The organism is Candidatus Nitrosopumilus sp. (genome assembly GCF_965262695.1).
In the GTDB taxonomy this organism is placed as follows: domain Archaea; phylum Thermoproteota; class Nitrososphaeria; order Nitrososphaerales; family Nitrosopumilaceae; genus Nitrosopumilus.
The window spans coordinates 192,044-206,127 of sequence record NZ_OZ253550.1; the positions used below are offsets into that span (position 1 = coordinate 192,044).

Here is a 14,084-nt window from a genome sequence, read left to right on the forward strand (position 1 = left end):
CTGTCATTCTTCTAAGAACCAACCTGATTCAAACAGATTCTTATCTTCTACTTCACCAACTTCTGTTGCAAATCTCCAAATGAATGGGTATTCTGTATTCATTTGTTCTTTAATTTCCAACAAGGATTCTATTTCAGAATTTAAATTCTCATCTGCTGTTTTGTACTCTTTACAAAACTTGCATTTTTCATCAAGTGTGATTGGGGTTGATTCGATTAGTGGATATGTTCTACATGCGAGAGGCCTGTCTTTGTAAATTTTACATGGGAATCCATTATGTGGAGATTTGTTTCCACTTTTTGTATCTAAGAAAGGACAAGTGTTTCCATTCTTTTCAACTCCCATCATTTGGTATGCTAACACTTTAGTTGGAATTGTATCTTTATCATTTGAAATTCCTATTCTGGGTAAAATTTTAACATCTAGATTGTTTTCCTTTGCTAATTTTTCCATTCTTTCTTTTTCCTCTGGTAATATCAAAACCCCAATCTTTCCAAATTTTTTACTTGGATAGTATTCCCTTTCAATACAGCATTGGGAACATTCATCAACACACCTGAATTCCACAACTTCTTTCTGATCTTAACGCATAAAACTCATTATGAAAAATCAAAAACCTATCAGTTATATGCTCATAATGTGAATTATTTTCATGGGTAAGCGCCAAGTAAAAAGTGAAAGTGCACTAAAAGAAATTCGTCTTCCTGAAGAAGGTGAACTCTTTGGTCGAGTTCTCAAGATGCTTGGTGGTGAAAACGTCTTAATCAAATGTACTGATAATGTCACAAGACGAGGTAGAATTCGAGGAAAACTAAAGAGACGAGTTTGGATTAGAGATAATGATATTGTAATTATTGCCCCTTGGGACTTTAATGCAGATGAAAAAGGAGACATTGTTTGGAGATTCACACTTCCTCAAGTTGAATGGCTAAAGGCAAATGAACACATTCCAAAAGATTTCTGATTAATGCCTTAGTTAATATAGTGAATAAATTATTTCAAAACCAAATGGAACAAGGTACCGTAAAATGGTTTAACCGTACTAAGGGCTTTGGGTTTATTGAAAGAGAAGGTGGAGACGATCTATTTGTTCACAAAACAGATGTTGACGGATTCATCAACGAAGGCGATAAAGTCGAGTTTGAAATCGGTGAAGGCAAAAAAGGCCCAGCAGCACAAAAAGTCAAAAAAACAGAGTAGACAATGAATTTTTAATTTAAGATTTCATCTTATGTTTTCTTAACCTAGTCTATCTTTTTATTATTTTTACAATTATTTTTAATCAAAAGTTTGTGGTCCCGCGGGGCGGAGTTGAACCACCGACAACCCGGTTTCTGTATGCCTGATATGCTGTTATTCGGTCAGCCATCTAAAGCCAACAACTACAGCCGGAAGCTCTACCAGGCTGAGCTACCACGGGACAAGAAAAACGAAGTTTCCTGCTATTAAAAAACTATCGTAGAGATTTGATCGACTAACCGATATAAGCATAAATAGTCTCTAACGTGGTTCATTGATCAATGTCTGAACTTAAACTGTCTTATTCTGGTTATGTTTGTGCACCTTATCTTCATAATCATGAATCAATTGAACTCAAAGAGTTATGGACCACATCAAAAAACATTGAAAAATTATATTTTGTCACTGGCACATTTTCGTCTGATAGCAAACCCTACTTTGCAGATTCTACAAATCACTATATTTTAGCTAAATTCAGAGACAGCGAAAAAATCACAAACGATCTTGTTAAACACAATCAAGAAAAAACATCATTTGTCTTTAATGTAAAAGATGATCTATTTCATCACGAGGTTCAAGGTAATGTGAATTTTGTATCTGTATACTATATGGAATATGGTGAAGATGAAGATATATCTGAAATTGCTCAATTATTAGTAAAAAAAGATCAAATTGGTACTGCCGGAATAGGTAACATGGAAACTTTTTGCTCAAATCCTTCTAAATTCACATTTCCATACTCTGAAAGCATTGTTGTAATTGAAGTTGCAAGTGAAAAGAGCCATCAAAGTGTCAAAAAATACTGTGATCAAACAAGACGTGATGCAAACAGAAAGGGACTAACATTAACCAATTTGATGAGTCTTTCAATTTTAGAACAACTAAAGTAGAAAAGTTAAATATTCGACCAAAAACTGTTTTTGCATGAGCAAACCTTCTGATCTTGGTTCATTAAAAATCGGTTCTTACATTCTATTGCCACATTCAGATCAACCAAGTGGCGAACCATGTAGAATTGTAGAATATGATACATCAAAACCAGGAAAACACGGTGCAGCAAAAGCAAGAATTGTTGCTGAGGGAATTTTTGATGGTCAAAAAAGACCTCATGTAGGACCTGTCAGTATGCAAATTCATGTACCTATGATCAACAAAAAGGTAGGACAAATTATCTCCATGACCGGTGACACTGTTCAGTTGATGGATTCTGAAACTTTTGAAACAATTGATGTTACATTAATTGATGATGAGGTTCAAGGAAAATTAGAAAACGGACAAAATGTAGAATACTGGGTTGTCATGGATAAAACTAAAATCATGCGCATTAAGACATAGTGCGGATGCTGATGATTATCGGAAAAGCCGTCTGATTTATGATGACGATTATGAGTGTTGAAGCGTCCTTTGAATAAACTTTAACAATTGTTGGATTGTTTTTTTAATAAAATGAAACTTGCTTCTCTCTTTTCAGGTGGAAAAGACAGTACTTATGCTACCTATCTAGCAAAAAAACGTGGGCATGAAATTAAATGTCTTCTTAGTATCTTTACAAAATCTGATGAAAGCCACTTACTTCACCATCCAAACATACAATGGACAAAACTACAAGCAGAATCGATGCAAATTCCACAAATTACCATTGACTCTCGTTCTGATGATACAAAAAATGAACTTTCTATATTAGAAAATTTACTAAAAACTGCAAAAGATGATTATGGCATTGAAGGATTAGTCCATGGTGGTATCAAAAGTAATTTCCAAAAAGACAAATTTGAACAAGTTTGCTCAAAGTATGGGTTAACTGTAGTTGCACCTTTGTGGGATTTAGAACCTGAACAATACATGAATGATTTACTACAAGCAAATTTTATTTTTATTATGATTACTGTGTCTTCTGATGGATTAGATGATTCTTGGTTAGGAAAAACAATTGGGGATTTCGAAATTAAAACTCTGAAAAAATTTTCTGATAAATTTGGATTTAATCTAAATTTTGAAGGTGGTGAAGCTGAAACATTTGTTATTGACTGTCCTTTGTTTTCCAACTCGATCAAGATTAATCAAAGTGAAAAAAAATGGGATGGTTATAGAGGAAGGTTTGAAATAGTGGATGCAGAATTGAATTACAATGCTTGATGGACTTAAGAGTAGTTTGGGTGATGCAATCAAAAAGATTGTAAAATCATCGGGAATAGATGAGGAACTAATCAAGGAACTATCAAAGGACGTTCAGAGAGCATTATTACAATCTGATGTTAATGTGAGATTGGTACTTGAAATCACTAAACACCTAGAAGAGCGTGCACTCAATGAAACTCCTCCTCCTGGCCTATCTAGGAAGAATCATATCGTAAAAATCCTATATGATGAACTTTCAAATCTGCTTGGAAATGAATCTGAGTTTGATTTTAAACCTGGAAAACAAAATAAAATTATCCTACTTGGAATTCAAGGAAGTGGTAAAACCACAGTTGCATCCAAACTTGCTAAATTTCTAACTGGACAAGGATACAAAGTTGGGGTTGTTGGTGCAGATACCTACAGACCTGGTGCATTGGTGCAACTCAAGACAATGTGTGAAAAATCTAATGTTGAAGTATATGGTGAAGAAAACAACAAAGACTCCCCTAATATTGTAAAAAACGGTTTAAAATATTTTGAAGACCAATCCTTAGATGTCATCTTAATTGATACTGCTGGACGTCACAAAGAAGAACAAGACTTACTTGAAGAGATGGATAGAATCAACAAAGTTGCCGATCCTGATTTGGCATTACTTGTAATTGATGGAACAATTGGACAACAATGCTTCAATCAAGCTGAAGCATTTCATAAAACGATTCCTGTAGGCGGTGTAATAATTACAAAATTAGATAGTTCTGCAAAGGGAGGTGGTGCATTAGCTGCATCTGCTGCAACTGGTGCACAAATTATGTACATTGGTACTGGTGAACGAATTGATGATCTAGAAAAATTCTCTCCAACAAGATTTGTTGGACGTCTATTGGGAATGGGTGACGTTCAAGCTGTATTGGATTTGGCAAAACGTTTGGAAAGTGAAAATGATGATGACCGAATGAAAAGAATTTCTAGTGGAAAAATGAACATGGAAGATTTTCTTTCTCAGTTAGAAGAGGTAACTAAAATGGGTTCATTGCAAGGAATTCTTGAAAGTATGCCTGGTCTTTCTGGAATGGTAAAAGATGATCAAGTAAATCAAATGGAGGACAGAGTTACAAAATGGAGATACATTATCCAAAGTATGACCACTCAAGAAAAGGCAGATCCTGAAGGTCTATTGAACTCTTCTAGAATCAAAAGAATTGCACGTGGTTCAGGTTGGCCTGAGGGTGAAGTTAAAGAATTGATGAAAAATTACAAAAATTCTAAGAGTATGATGAAGGCATCAAAGGGTAGACAAATGCAAGGTACTCTTAGAAGAATGGGATTAGGTTAGTATCCCAAATAAACTCCCATCTAAAATGACTACTTATCAAAAAATTATTCCCATTGCAAATCAAATATTAAAAAAATATGATTTATGTGACCATTGTCTGGGGCGATTATTTTCTAAACAACTTCATCTTTCATCAAATAAACTTCTTGGAAAAAAATTAAAGAAAAATTCAAAATCTACTCAAAGATGCTATATCTGTAAAAATCTGTTTGAGAATTTGAATTATTTTTTAAATATGATGCTTGATACTGTTTCCCCTTATTCCTATTCCTCATTTAGTGTTGGCGCAATAATAAAACCATCAATAATTGACAGAGATGATGCAATTCGCTCTAAATACAAACTCAAGGGAATTGATGGAATAAAGACTGACATCACAAAGGAATTAGTAAAACTATTTTCTAAAAAAACAAAGAAAACATTTGATTATTTAGATCCTGAAATTGTTTTTACTGTAAATCTAAAAAACGAATCTTGTGATATCAGATCTAAGTCATTGACTCTTTCTGGTAGATATGTCAAATCTATACGAGGATTTTCACAAAAACAAAAGTCTTGTTCAAACTGTTCTGGTAAGGGATGCAGAATCTGTGATTTTCATGGAATTACCGAATATGATAGTGTTGAAGGAGAAATATCTCAATTTCTTTTTAAAAAGTTAGGTGGAACAACTGCTAAATTTACTTGGATTGGGAGTGAGGATAAATCAAGCTTGATTCTAGGCACGGGAAGACCATTTTTTGTTAAAATTCAAAATCCTCATAAAAGAAAATTGAGAACATCTGCAAATTTAGAACATGTTAAAGTTCGTAATTTCAAAATTGTTTTAAATTCCCCAAAAAAACCGTTGAAATTCAATTCCTTAGTTGAGGCAAAAATTTCTACATCTTCAAAAATTGATTCAAAACTTTTGCGTAAACTAAAAAATCTCCTCAAAAATCCTGTTGTTGTTTATGAAAAATCTGGAAAACGATCTGAAAAAAGAATACTTTCAATAAAATCTAAAAAGTATGATGATAATTCCTTTACATTATTTTTCAAATTTGAAGGTGGGTTGCCTGTAAAACGTTTTGTTACTGGTGATGATGTTTCTCCTGGAATGAGTCAAACTCTCGGTATGTCGTGCAAGTGTCTTGAATTTGATTTTCATAACGTTGAAGTAAAATGATAACAATTAACTAGCTCTGAATATTTTAAAAATCATGCCAATAAGAAAAAAAGGTAAACATCAAAGACATGCTGATCAAAGAGCAGAAACACGAAGAAAAAAGAAGGCAAAATCTGGAAAACCTAGATCCTAATCAAATCAACCTTTTTACATTGAAAATTGTCGAGGGATGATATTGGATCCGCTAGTACGTTTCAAAGATGCGCACTCTAAAGGAATAATTCCTGATAATGTGTATGACCTTACAGTCAAACGTTTTCCAATTACTGTTGCAGGAATTAATAGAATTGAGAAAGCCTCTGGAATACGATATCCTGTTGCCTATGTGGAACCTTCACTTGTAATATCTGCCCCCCATCCTAACTCTTATGAATATGGAATCTTGTTTGCAAGAACCATTCCTGTAGTATTTGAAGATAAATTTCAGGTTGTAATTCAAATTTCCACACCTTTAGTTGCTTATGGTCTTAAAGGCACAATACATGCAATTTTAGCACATGAATTTTTACATTTTTTAGAACTAATCCGAAAAATTTCAAAAATGGAAATACTCTCTGATGAAATCTCTGGAAATTTATTTGAAAATGTATACAGTGATGAAACTAGATTGTTTGAACCTAGAGTTGTATTCAAAGATCGTACATTGTTAAATCACATCACAAAAAAATTTCCCGCTGGATTCCGTGATTATAAACTTGAAGATAAGGTTACAAAATTTTGGATTGACAAAAATCTTCCTAAAACAAATATTTCTTTAGATTCTAACACTGTAAAATTACCTGCTGATGCTCTTTCAAAAATTAAACTTGACCCTTCATTTGTTTCTAAAATTGAACAGTTAGAGGAGAAGAGTTCTAAAATTCGTAAAAAGAAATTATACTAATTTGGAAATACTTTATTGATTAAATTCAGTTAACCCACATTTTCCACATGTGTGTCTATCTTTGTGTTCAGACATGAAAACACCTTTGCCACATCTTGAACAGATTTTTTTAATTCTTGAAACTTTGTCGCCATCTACTTTGTAATATGCATAAACATTTGGGCTAGAACCTTTTTTACCGGCCATTATTCAGATTTCCCCTCTTCTTTAGATTCTTCAACTGGTGCCTCTTCTGCCGGAGCTTCTGCTGCTTTTTCTTCTGCCGGAGCTTCTGCTGCTTTTTCTTCTGCCGGAGCTTCTGCTGCTTCAGCCTCTGCAAGTTTTGCTTTTGATTTTTCTAATCTTGAGAAAATTGTTGGATTGACGTGTTTTTTTGCTAATCCTTCATCTTCATAAACAAAGAAAGTCCCTGTTACAATTGGTTTTCCAACATGAGTTTGTAATCTCATTGGAATTACTACTTTGCCATCAAGTTTGAATTCTTTAGTAACCATGTCTACTGCTTCGAGTTTTTTGAGTTTTCCTGCCAATCCTGCAAAATTACATGTAAGCTCTCTTCTGGATAGGAAGGTATTATCTACGTCTGTAATAGTCTCAATTAGGGACATGTATCCAAAATCCTTTAGACATTTCATATAAACCTTGATTGAAATAGATAAGAAATTTAAGAAAATCTAGGTAAATTCAACTATGGAACGCTATATGCTGCATTTGAAAAATACTAGATATGGGCCTGAGAATTCACGTGAGGTTGTTTACAAGGCAAGAGATCTTGCATCTGACATGAATGCCTCAATCAGAGTTGCTAGAATTGCCCAAAAATTTGTTGAACTCGATGTCTCAGTTGAAAAAAACGATCTTGATAAATTAATTGAAAAACTATCTCCTATTGGTCCTATTGATAATATCCGCCATGTCTTTGAAGAAGAAATAGACAAAGAAAAAGGAATTACTGATGGAATATTTTATTTTAACAATGAAAGATTCTGGGAAAGCCATGAAGCATTTGAGGGTGTTTGGAAAAAATGTTTTGGACGAGAAAAAGAAGTTGTCCAAGGAATTATCCTAATGGCTGTTGCTTTTGCACATGCTCAAAAAGATGAACTAAGTATTGGAATTGGAATGCTTCGAAGAGTCTTAGAAAAATTAGGAACTTCCCCTTCCATGTACCACTCTATTGATGTAGATATGATTAGAACTAAAGCAGTAGAAATGCAACAAGAAAATAAGTTAACTACGTTTGAGATTTGATTAATTCTAGAGACTTTGTAACTACGTCTGCTCCCTGAAGTAGTCCAATACTTCCTTTCTTTGCTTGGGCTTCAGTCATTCTTGTTGTTCCATCTTTTTTGATAAAATCCCCTGAAACTAATACTGGAACTGGGTCATCACTATGTCCTTTGTTAATACATGGAGTTGAATGATCTGCAGAAATCACGATTGCTACTTTGTTAGTATCAATGTTTTCAACAAGTGTTTTGAAGAATCTCTGATCAATCTCTTCTATGTTCTTCATTTTACCTATGGCATCACCATCATGTCCAAACTCATCAGGACCTTTTAGATGAACATAGATTGAGTTTTGAGTCTCCATTGCTTTTGCTGCAACTCTTGCTTTTTCTTCATAATCAGTTAATCCTCCAGCTTCAAAGGCTTTCATCTTTAGTACTTCTGAAATTCCTAACTCTACTGGCATATCTACAATGCATGAAAAATTCATGCCATACTTTTCATTGATTGGTATGACATCTGGATATTTGTTTCCTGCATCTCTAAGTAAAATACAACTAAGTTTCTTTTTTCCTTGTTCTTCACGGTTTTTGTTAATCTGACTTTCTTTACAAATATTGATTGTTTGCTCTGAAAATTCATTTACTGTATTTGCAGTAGATTTCGCATCTTCAACATCTTCTAAAGGCAAACATTTTTCAATTTTCAAAAAGTCTCCAACAGCTTTTGCTACTCCCATACCTCCAATGTTACTATATGCCGGATCAGTGTTTGTGATTTTTGATGATAATTTTTTTGAACCGTTTCTAATTCTAACAGTTACTCTGTGGCCAATTGTTGGTGATACTACAACAGATGTATCTGGATTTGAGAACTTTACCTTTTCTTCAATTTCTTTTGCAATTCCATCTGCGTCTTCTTTTTCAATATGTCGTCCTGCTCTTCTATCAATAATGACCTCTTGATCATCTAATGTAGAATAATTCCCTCTTAACGCAAGATCCCCATCTTTGAAATCAATACCGATTCCTATTGCTTCAATTACTCCTCTTCCTGCATAATCTTCATGTTTGAATTTGTATCCTAACATGTTGAAAACTGCAATATCTGATTCAGGAGCAATACCTTTTCCTACAGAAATCACTTCTCCGATTGCACCATTGCTGGCAATTTTATCTAAAATTGGGGTATTTGCAGCCTCTAATGGTGTTTTTCCATCTAAATCTGGATGTGGAAGGTCTCCTACACCATCTAAAAGAACGTAAATCATATGAACATCAGAATTATCCATGATCTTCCCCTGATTAATCCAGACCTGATGCTCTCCTTTAAAGCTTGCAACAAATTTTGCGATCAGAATGACAATGGAATTTCTATTTTTCTATTTTTTCATTTCTAAACAGAAATATTTTTTGATGAAATTCGTATTTTCTTATTTTTCCAAATTTTTTCCAAAAATATTTTTCAAATTGGTATTTCATTGGATCTTAGTAAACGTTTTAACAGACATTTACTGCCAATTACAATTATGGGAGATATGCGCAAAGATTATGTTTCTGAGCGTTTCATGATTGTCTCAAAAAAAGAAGATAAAGTTAAAGATTCAAAAAAATCTCCTTTTGCTCCTGGTAATGAATCTATGACAAACCCTTCTGTTTTGTCTCTTGTTGCAAAAGATGGAATGCTACAAAGATTACAAGACAGCGATGATGAATTTGTTGAAGGATGGTCGATTCGAGTTTTTGAAAGTAAAAATCCGATTGTATCTGTTGATACTGAAAACTCTTACAGTGATAGACCGTTTTACAGTGAACCTGCATATGGATATCATTACATTGTTGTTGCTTCTCCAAATCAAAAGGATACTTTTGCAACAATTGACACTGAACAATGGTCAAACGTTTTGGTAGTTGTTCAAGACCGACTAAGATGGCTTTATACTCAAAAAGGAGTTACATACGTTTCAATTTATGCTGATCAGGGAGAACTTTCTGGCAGTACTAATTCACATCCTCATCTTAACATTTTGACATTTTCTACAATCCCTCCAATTATTGAGGAGGAAGCAGAGGCATCTCACAAAATTCTAAATGAAAAGGGTGTTTGTCCTATGTGTCAGACCGTTAATGAGGAAATTAGTGGTCCTAGGCAGGTTCTTCAAACTGAAGGTTTTATCGCATATTGCCCTTGGTCTCCATCGTACCCCTATGAATTTTGGATTGCGCCAAAGAAGCACACCACAAGTTTCTCTAAAATCACTCAAAAAGAAATTAATGATTTATCTCTAATTCTAAGAGCAACACTTGGAGGTCTCTCCCAAACTATCAAAAATGTATCTTACAATCTAGTCTTTCACCTTTCTCCTGAGAAAAAAAATAGTAGACAGATTCATTGGCATATTGAAATTTACCCAATAACAAAACCATGGTCTGGCTTAGAGCGTGGGTATGGAATTTTCTTAAATGATATTTCTCCTGAGGAAGCTGCAGAAAAATTAGGCGCTGCCTGTAGAAAAGAACTCGCCAATCTAGTCGGAATTGTATAATCTGAATAGTTTATTATTTAACTAAATCTTTGATGAATCATGCAACTTGAATACTGGTTAGGACTAGGTAGTATTGCATTTTTTGTACTGTTTGTTCTAGTGGTTAGTTCGCTTTACTTTTTCATGTTTGATGACCCTAACACTTCTGATCTTCCAATTGATCCTGATAATTTTGCAAATCCAAAACTACTCCAGTTCATTTCCATCACTATTGCCCCTGGGGGAATTTTAGCTGCAGTTACATTCATTTTGTCAAAATATTATGGTTCCAAAAAAATTGGCACCATGCTTATCGTGGATGGACTTATCTTATTTGCAGGAATGGCATTTTGTCAAACCCTTATTGATAAAATTGCAGAACCATACATCACAGATACTGTTTTGATTATGCCTCCGTTGTTTATGGTATTGTCTGCACCTGTCATCTATTTTGGAATACGTTTGATGAAAGTCAGAAAACCTCGTCCAAAAAAAGAATATTTCTAAATGTGATCAAATCTTAACTCATTTGCAACTTGTTTGAAGCCTAATTTTTCATAAAATGGCTTTACATCCTCAGTGCAATCCAAAATTGTCTTGTAGCAGCCTTGATTTTTAGCAATGTCTAGAAGATATTTCATGATTTTCTCTCCAATTTTTTGTCCCTGGAAATTTTTATCCACCACTACGTCCTCAATATGCCCCACCAATCCGCCGTCATGGATGAATTTTTGTTCAATTAACAACGTAGTTGAACCAACTATCTTTCCATCCACTTCTGCTATTGCTATCACATAATCTGGATTTGAATCAATTTTTTTAAAAATCTCTTCTGCTTTGTTTTTGTCAATATCGCTTGTTTTTCTTAATGAATCTAATGTCGTAAGAAATCCATTTTGCAAATCATCTGTTCTTAGTTTTCTAATCGTCGGTTCACTCATTTTTTACCTCTTTTTAGATTTTTTTGCAAATTCTGTGTTTGCTTGTTTGTATGATTCATTGTTTCCAATATCCCTAAAGCCTTTTTTTGTAATAAAACTATTAACCAATTTTTTGTTCTTCATAGCTTTTCTGATTACACCATCCATTCCATATGGCTTGTTTTTTGGAATGTATTTCAAAATTCCTGGCTCCATTACATAACATCCAATGTTGATATTTGCTTTAATTTCTGGTTTCTCATCCCAACTTGTTACTTTGCCTGTCTTTGAAGTATTGATTACTCCATATTCCAAATTAGTTTTGTATTCGTATAGACTCATTGTTGTAAATGCTTTCTTTGCTTTGTGTTGCTTTATCATGTTTCTAAGACTAAAATCAAAAATGGAATCGCCATACACACAAACAAAAGTATCATCGATAAACTCTTCAGCAGTTTTAAGTTGGCCTGCAGTAGCTAGTGGTTTTTTTGAAACCGCATATTCTATATTGACTCCAAATTTCTTTCCATCTTTAAAATAATCTTGAATCTTTTCTTTACGATAACTTACACACAACACTATTGATTTTACACCATTTTTTTTATTCCAGTTTATCAAATGCTCTAGAATTGGTTTTTTGCCTAACGGCAACATGGGCTTTGGAGTTTTGAGTGTTAGTGGACGTAATCTTGTACCTAAACCCCCTGCTAAAATTACTGCCTTCACAAGTATCATTTTGCAAGTGAGTATTTATGTTCAAGGATAATTTTATTCTAAAATACTATCCTTTGATTTTTGATATTTTTTTCAAAACATTTTCTGGTGTTTTTCCAAAAACAATAATCATTGGCTCTTTTCCCAAATCACCTTTATGATAAATCACATCTGGAATTTTTTTAGAATTTGTAATTGCAGAATTTATTCCCCACCTAATTGTAGAGCCTTGAATTTTCACATTTTTAGGTTCTTTACTACGATCGTAACTACTAATTGTTAATTTTGATTTTTTAATTTTTGATAGTGTTGTACTTTGATATTTCAGATTAATTGCAGAACAAATCTCTGGATACTTTTTATTCATAGATAGTAGTGCAGTTGCAACATGTTTTGATCCTCCAAATTTTAAATCTCCTGCAACTAGAACTTTTTTCTCCGCTTTGACAATTCTCCCCGAAATACCTAAAACATCTTTAATTGATTTTGGTTTTTGTTTTGAGAAAACAAAGTTTGTTTGACATTCTGGAATATTTTTGTAAATTCCTTTCATGTTTGTAAATTTGATTATTGCTGATTCTAGTTCTTCTTTAATTCCTTTTTTGGTTTCAACATTGGTTATTACAATCCCTTTTCCAATTTTTTTTGCATTTTTTATTGAATTCTGTGTGAATTTCTTTGCAAAATATAATGATTCTTTGATTGTTTTCTTTTTTGCAAGCGAATACGCTATTGCAGCTGAGTGATTACATCCACTACCGTGATTTATTTTTGGAATTTTTTCCCCTGAAATGGTATATTTTGTATTTTTTTCTAAAACAAAATCTAATACTTTATCTTTTTTTTCTTCAAACCCTGTAATTGCAACATTTTTTGCCCCCATATCTTGAATTGTCTTCGCTACTTTTTCAGGTGTGTTTTTTGTTGAAAATTTCATTTTTGTTAGAAATTCTGCTTCTGATTTGTTTGGTGTAATTATTGTGGCAAGAGGAATAATGTATTTTTGAAAATCACTCTTTGCATTGTTTTCTATTAGACTTCCCCCTGTTGTTGATTTTATTACTGGGTCAACTACAATTGGAATTTTTAACTTCTTTAATTGTTTGTATATCACTTTGATGATTTTTGAATTATATACCATACCGATTTTAATTCCGTCAATTTTAAAATCAGAAAACAATGACTCTAATTGTTTTTTTAACATGTTTGGTGACACTGGTTCAGTAATTCCAAATTTTGAAGTATTTTGACTAGTAATTGCAGTTATTGCAGTTAATGTGTGTGCTCCTAATTCTGAAAATACTTTGATGTCACTCTGAATTCCTGCTCCTGATGATGGATCAGAACCTCCAATGGAAAGTATATTCACAATATTTTCTTATTTTCTATACTAATCTATTTTTCTTTTTAATTTATTGAATATGCAATTTTATGATATTTGTTTTATAGTTTGAAGTTTATTTTCTACTATTGACTGAGATTCCAATGATTAATGATTCTCCTCCTGAAGAGTTACGTTGTACTGCATGTTTATTGCCAATGCAATACCAAACAAAAAAAGATGATAAATTCTTGTGGCAATGTTTCAAATGTGGTAAACAATATCTTGTACCTGGAAACACTGATGATTCTGTAGAAGAAAGTTGGAGTCCTCCTAGATAAAATGTCTGAAATTGATTCACTACAATCTGAAAATCAAAAACTACGTGAGTGTGTGTCGTTGATTAATGCTGAACTGGAATTGTCTCAAAGAATCTCTGAGATAAAACAAAATCTTGCAAATTCCCCTGATTCTGAGCGTATTATCCGGCCGATTTTAGACAGAATTTTTAAAATTCAATCTGAAAAATTATCTCTACAAAAAGAACTGAATTTAAACTAAGATTATGCTGATGACTGAGTCACACAATCAAATGAACAAAATTCATCTTTCATACTGTAAAACTCTC

At 33.2% G+C, this 14,084-nt stretch carries 20 protein-coding genes and 1 tRNA gene; 13 read left to right on the forward strand and 8 right to left on the reverse strand.

Annotated features, from left to right (window positions below):
• Positions 1 to 3: 3 nt before the first annotated feature.
• On the reverse strand, positions 4 to 567 hold the full coding sequence (locus ACQY2P_RS01180; protein ID WP_428326597.1) for a YkgJ family cysteine cluster protein: 564 nt from the start codon (positions 565 to 567) through the stop codon (positions 4 to 6).
• An 85-nt stretch (positions 568 to 652) separates the two neighbouring features.
• Here ACQY2P_RS01180 and ACQY2P_RS01185 point away from each other — a divergent pair, with 85 nt between their 5' ends.
• Both ACQY2P_RS01185 and ACQY2P_RS01190 read left to right on the forward strand, forming a co-directional pair.
• The gene (locus ACQY2P_RS01185; RefSeq protein ID WP_428324541.1) at positions 653 to 964 is read left to right on the forward strand and encodes a translation initiation factor eIF-1A; all 312 of its coding nucleotides are present in this window, start codon (positions 653 to 655) and stop codon (positions 962 to 964) included.
• A gap of 44 nt (positions 965 to 1,008) precedes the next feature.
• Entirely contained in the window at positions 1,009 to 1,200 is a 192-nt protein-coding gene (locus ACQY2P_RS01190; protein WP_014962828.1) for a cold-shock protein, read from the forward strand.
• Between the two features lie 93 nt (positions 1,201 to 1,293).
• On the opposite strand, the gene ACQY2P_RS01195 is transcribed toward ACQY2P_RS01190, so the two are convergent.
• Positions 1,294 to 1,420 (reverse strand) — tRNA-Tyr (locus ACQY2P_RS01195).
• Between the two features lie 100 nt (positions 1,421 to 1,520).
• Here ACQY2P_RS01195 and ACQY2P_RS01200 point away from each other — a divergent pair.
• The 6 genes from ACQY2P_RS01200 (at position 1,521) to ACQY2P_RS01225 (ending at position 6,747) form a co-directional block, all read left to right on the forward strand.
• Positions 1,521 to 2,129 (forward strand): hypothetical protein, encoded by a 609-nt coding sequence (locus ACQY2P_RS01200; RefSeq protein WP_428326598.1) that lies wholly within the window; start codon positions 1,521 to 1,523, stop codon positions 2,127 to 2,129.
• A gap of 34 nt (positions 2,130 to 2,163) precedes the next feature.
• Positions 2,164 to 2,574 carry a translation initiation factor IF-5A gene (locus ACQY2P_RS01205; RefSeq protein WP_012214912.1) on the forward strand — a complete coding sequence of 137 codons (411 nt, stop codon included), beginning with the start codon at positions 2,164 to 2,166 and terminating at the stop codon, positions 2,572 to 2,574.
• A gap of 111 nt (positions 2,575 to 2,685) precedes the next feature.
• Positions 2,686 to 3,375, forward strand: a complete 690-nt coding sequence (locus ACQY2P_RS01210) for a diphthine--ammonia ligase (RefSeq protein WP_428326599.1) — start codon at positions 2,686 to 2,688, stop codon at positions 3,373 to 3,375.
• Positions 3,368 to 4,696, forward strand: coding sequence for a signal recognition particle receptor subunit alpha (locus ACQY2P_RS01215; RefSeq protein ID WP_428326600.1), 1,329 nt, complete (start codon positions 3,368 to 3,370; stop codon positions 4,694 to 4,696). The genes ACQY2P_RS01210 and ACQY2P_RS01215 overlap by 8 nt, the downstream gene beginning before the upstream one ends.
• A gap of 25 nt (positions 4,697 to 4,721) precedes the next feature.
• On the forward strand, positions 4,722 to 5,864 hold the full coding sequence (locus tag ACQY2P_RS01220) for a tRNA pseudouridine(54/55) synthase Pus10 (RefSeq protein WP_428326601.1): 1,143 nt from the start codon (positions 4,722 to 4,724) through the stop codon (positions 5,862 to 5,864).
• Positions 5,865 to 6,033: 169 nt separating this feature from the next.
• Positions 6,034 to 6,747: a hypothetical protein gene (locus tag ACQY2P_RS01225; protein WP_428326602.1), complete on the forward strand. Its 714-nt coding sequence runs from the start codon at positions 6,034 to 6,036 to the stop codon at positions 6,745 to 6,747.
• 12 nt (positions 6,748 to 6,759) lie between these two features.
• Here the strand turns inward: ACQY2P_RS01225 and ACQY2P_RS01230 are convergent, their stop codons facing one another.
• Both ACQY2P_RS01230 and ACQY2P_RS01235 read right to left on the reverse strand, forming a co-directional pair.
• Positions 6,760 to 6,933 (reverse strand): 30S ribosomal protein S27ae, encoded by a 174-nt coding sequence (locus ACQY2P_RS01230; RefSeq protein ID WP_014962835.1) that lies wholly within the window; start codon positions 6,931 to 6,933, stop codon positions 6,760 to 6,762.
• Positions 6,933 to 7,355, reverse strand: a complete 423-nt coding sequence (locus ACQY2P_RS01235; RefSeq protein WP_428326603.1) for a hypothetical protein — start codon at positions 7,353 to 7,355, stop codon at positions 6,933 to 6,935. Before ACQY2P_RS01235 ends, ACQY2P_RS01230 begins: the two co-directional genes overlap by 1 nt.
• Positions 7,356 to 7,437: 82 nt before the next feature.
• On the opposite strand from ACQY2P_RS01235, the gene ACQY2P_RS01240 reads away from it, so the two are divergent.
• Positions 7,438 to 7,998 (forward strand): DUF309 domain-containing protein, encoded by a 561-nt coding sequence (locus ACQY2P_RS01240; RefSeq protein ID WP_428326604.1) that lies wholly within the window; start codon positions 7,438 to 7,440, stop codon positions 7,996 to 7,998.
• Here ACQY2P_RS01240 and ACQY2P_RS01245 read toward each other — a convergent pair.
• On the reverse strand, positions 7,982 to 9,268 hold the full coding sequence (locus tag ACQY2P_RS01245) for an alkaline phosphatase family protein (RefSeq protein WP_428326605.1): 1,287 nt from the start codon (positions 9,266 to 9,268) through the stop codon (positions 7,982 to 7,984). The two genes, ACQY2P_RS01240 and ACQY2P_RS01245, sit on opposite strands and share 17 nt — an antisense overlap.
• Before the next feature lie 237 nt (positions 9,269 to 9,505).
• Between ACQY2P_RS01245 and ACQY2P_RS01250 the strand changes: the two genes are divergently transcribed.
• Positions 9,506 to 10,522 (forward strand): galactose-1-phosphate uridylyltransferase, encoded by a 1,017-nt coding sequence (locus ACQY2P_RS01250; RefSeq protein WP_428326606.1) that lies wholly within the window; start codon positions 9,506 to 9,508, stop codon positions 10,520 to 10,522.
• A gap of 39 nt (positions 10,523 to 10,561) precedes the next feature.
• Positions 10,562 to 11,008, forward strand: a complete 447-nt coding sequence (locus ACQY2P_RS01255) for a hypothetical protein (RefSeq protein WP_428326607.1) — start codon at positions 10,562 to 10,564, stop codon at positions 11,006 to 11,008.
• Here ACQY2P_RS01255 and ACQY2P_RS01260 read toward each other — a convergent pair.
• From ACQY2P_RS01260 to thiD, 3 genes are read right to left on the reverse strand one after another with little or no spacing between them, the layout of a single operon-like run.
• Entirely contained in the window at positions 11,005 to 11,442 is a 438-nt protein-coding gene (locus tag ACQY2P_RS01260) for a GNAT family N-acetyltransferase (protein WP_428326608.1), read from the reverse strand. The two genes, ACQY2P_RS01255 and ACQY2P_RS01260, sit on opposite strands and share 4 nt — an antisense overlap.
• A 3-nt stretch (positions 11,443 to 11,445) precedes the next feature.
• Positions 11,446 to 12,147 carry a nucleotidyltransferase family protein gene (locus ACQY2P_RS01265; RefSeq protein WP_428326609.1) on the reverse strand — a complete coding sequence of 234 codons (702 nt, stop codon included), beginning with the start codon at positions 12,145 to 12,147 and terminating at the stop codon, positions 11,446 to 11,448.
• 55 nt (positions 12,148 to 12,202) lie between these two features.
• A complete protein-coding gene (thiD, locus tag ACQY2P_RS01270; RefSeq protein WP_428326610.1) occupies positions 12,203 to 13,504 on the reverse strand; it encodes a bifunctional hydroxymethylpyrimidine kinase/phosphomethylpyrimidine kinase in 1,302 nt (433 codons plus the stop codon).
• A 101-nt stretch (positions 13,505 to 13,605) separates the two neighbouring features.
• Here thiD and ACQY2P_RS01275 point away from each other — a divergent pair, with 101 nt between their 5' ends.
• Both ACQY2P_RS01275 and ACQY2P_RS01280 read left to right on the forward strand, forming a co-directional pair.
• Positions 13,606 to 13,797 (forward strand): hypothetical protein, encoded by a 192-nt coding sequence (locus tag ACQY2P_RS01275; RefSeq protein ID WP_428326611.1) that lies wholly within the window; start codon positions 13,606 to 13,608, stop codon positions 13,795 to 13,797.
• Between the two features lies 1 nt (position 13,798).
• Positions 13,799 to 14,017: a hypothetical protein gene (locus ACQY2P_RS01280; protein ID WP_428326612.1), complete on the forward strand. Its 219-nt coding sequence runs from the start codon at positions 13,799 to 13,801 to the stop codon at positions 14,015 to 14,017.
• Positions 14,018 to 14,084: the final 67 nt, after the last annotated feature.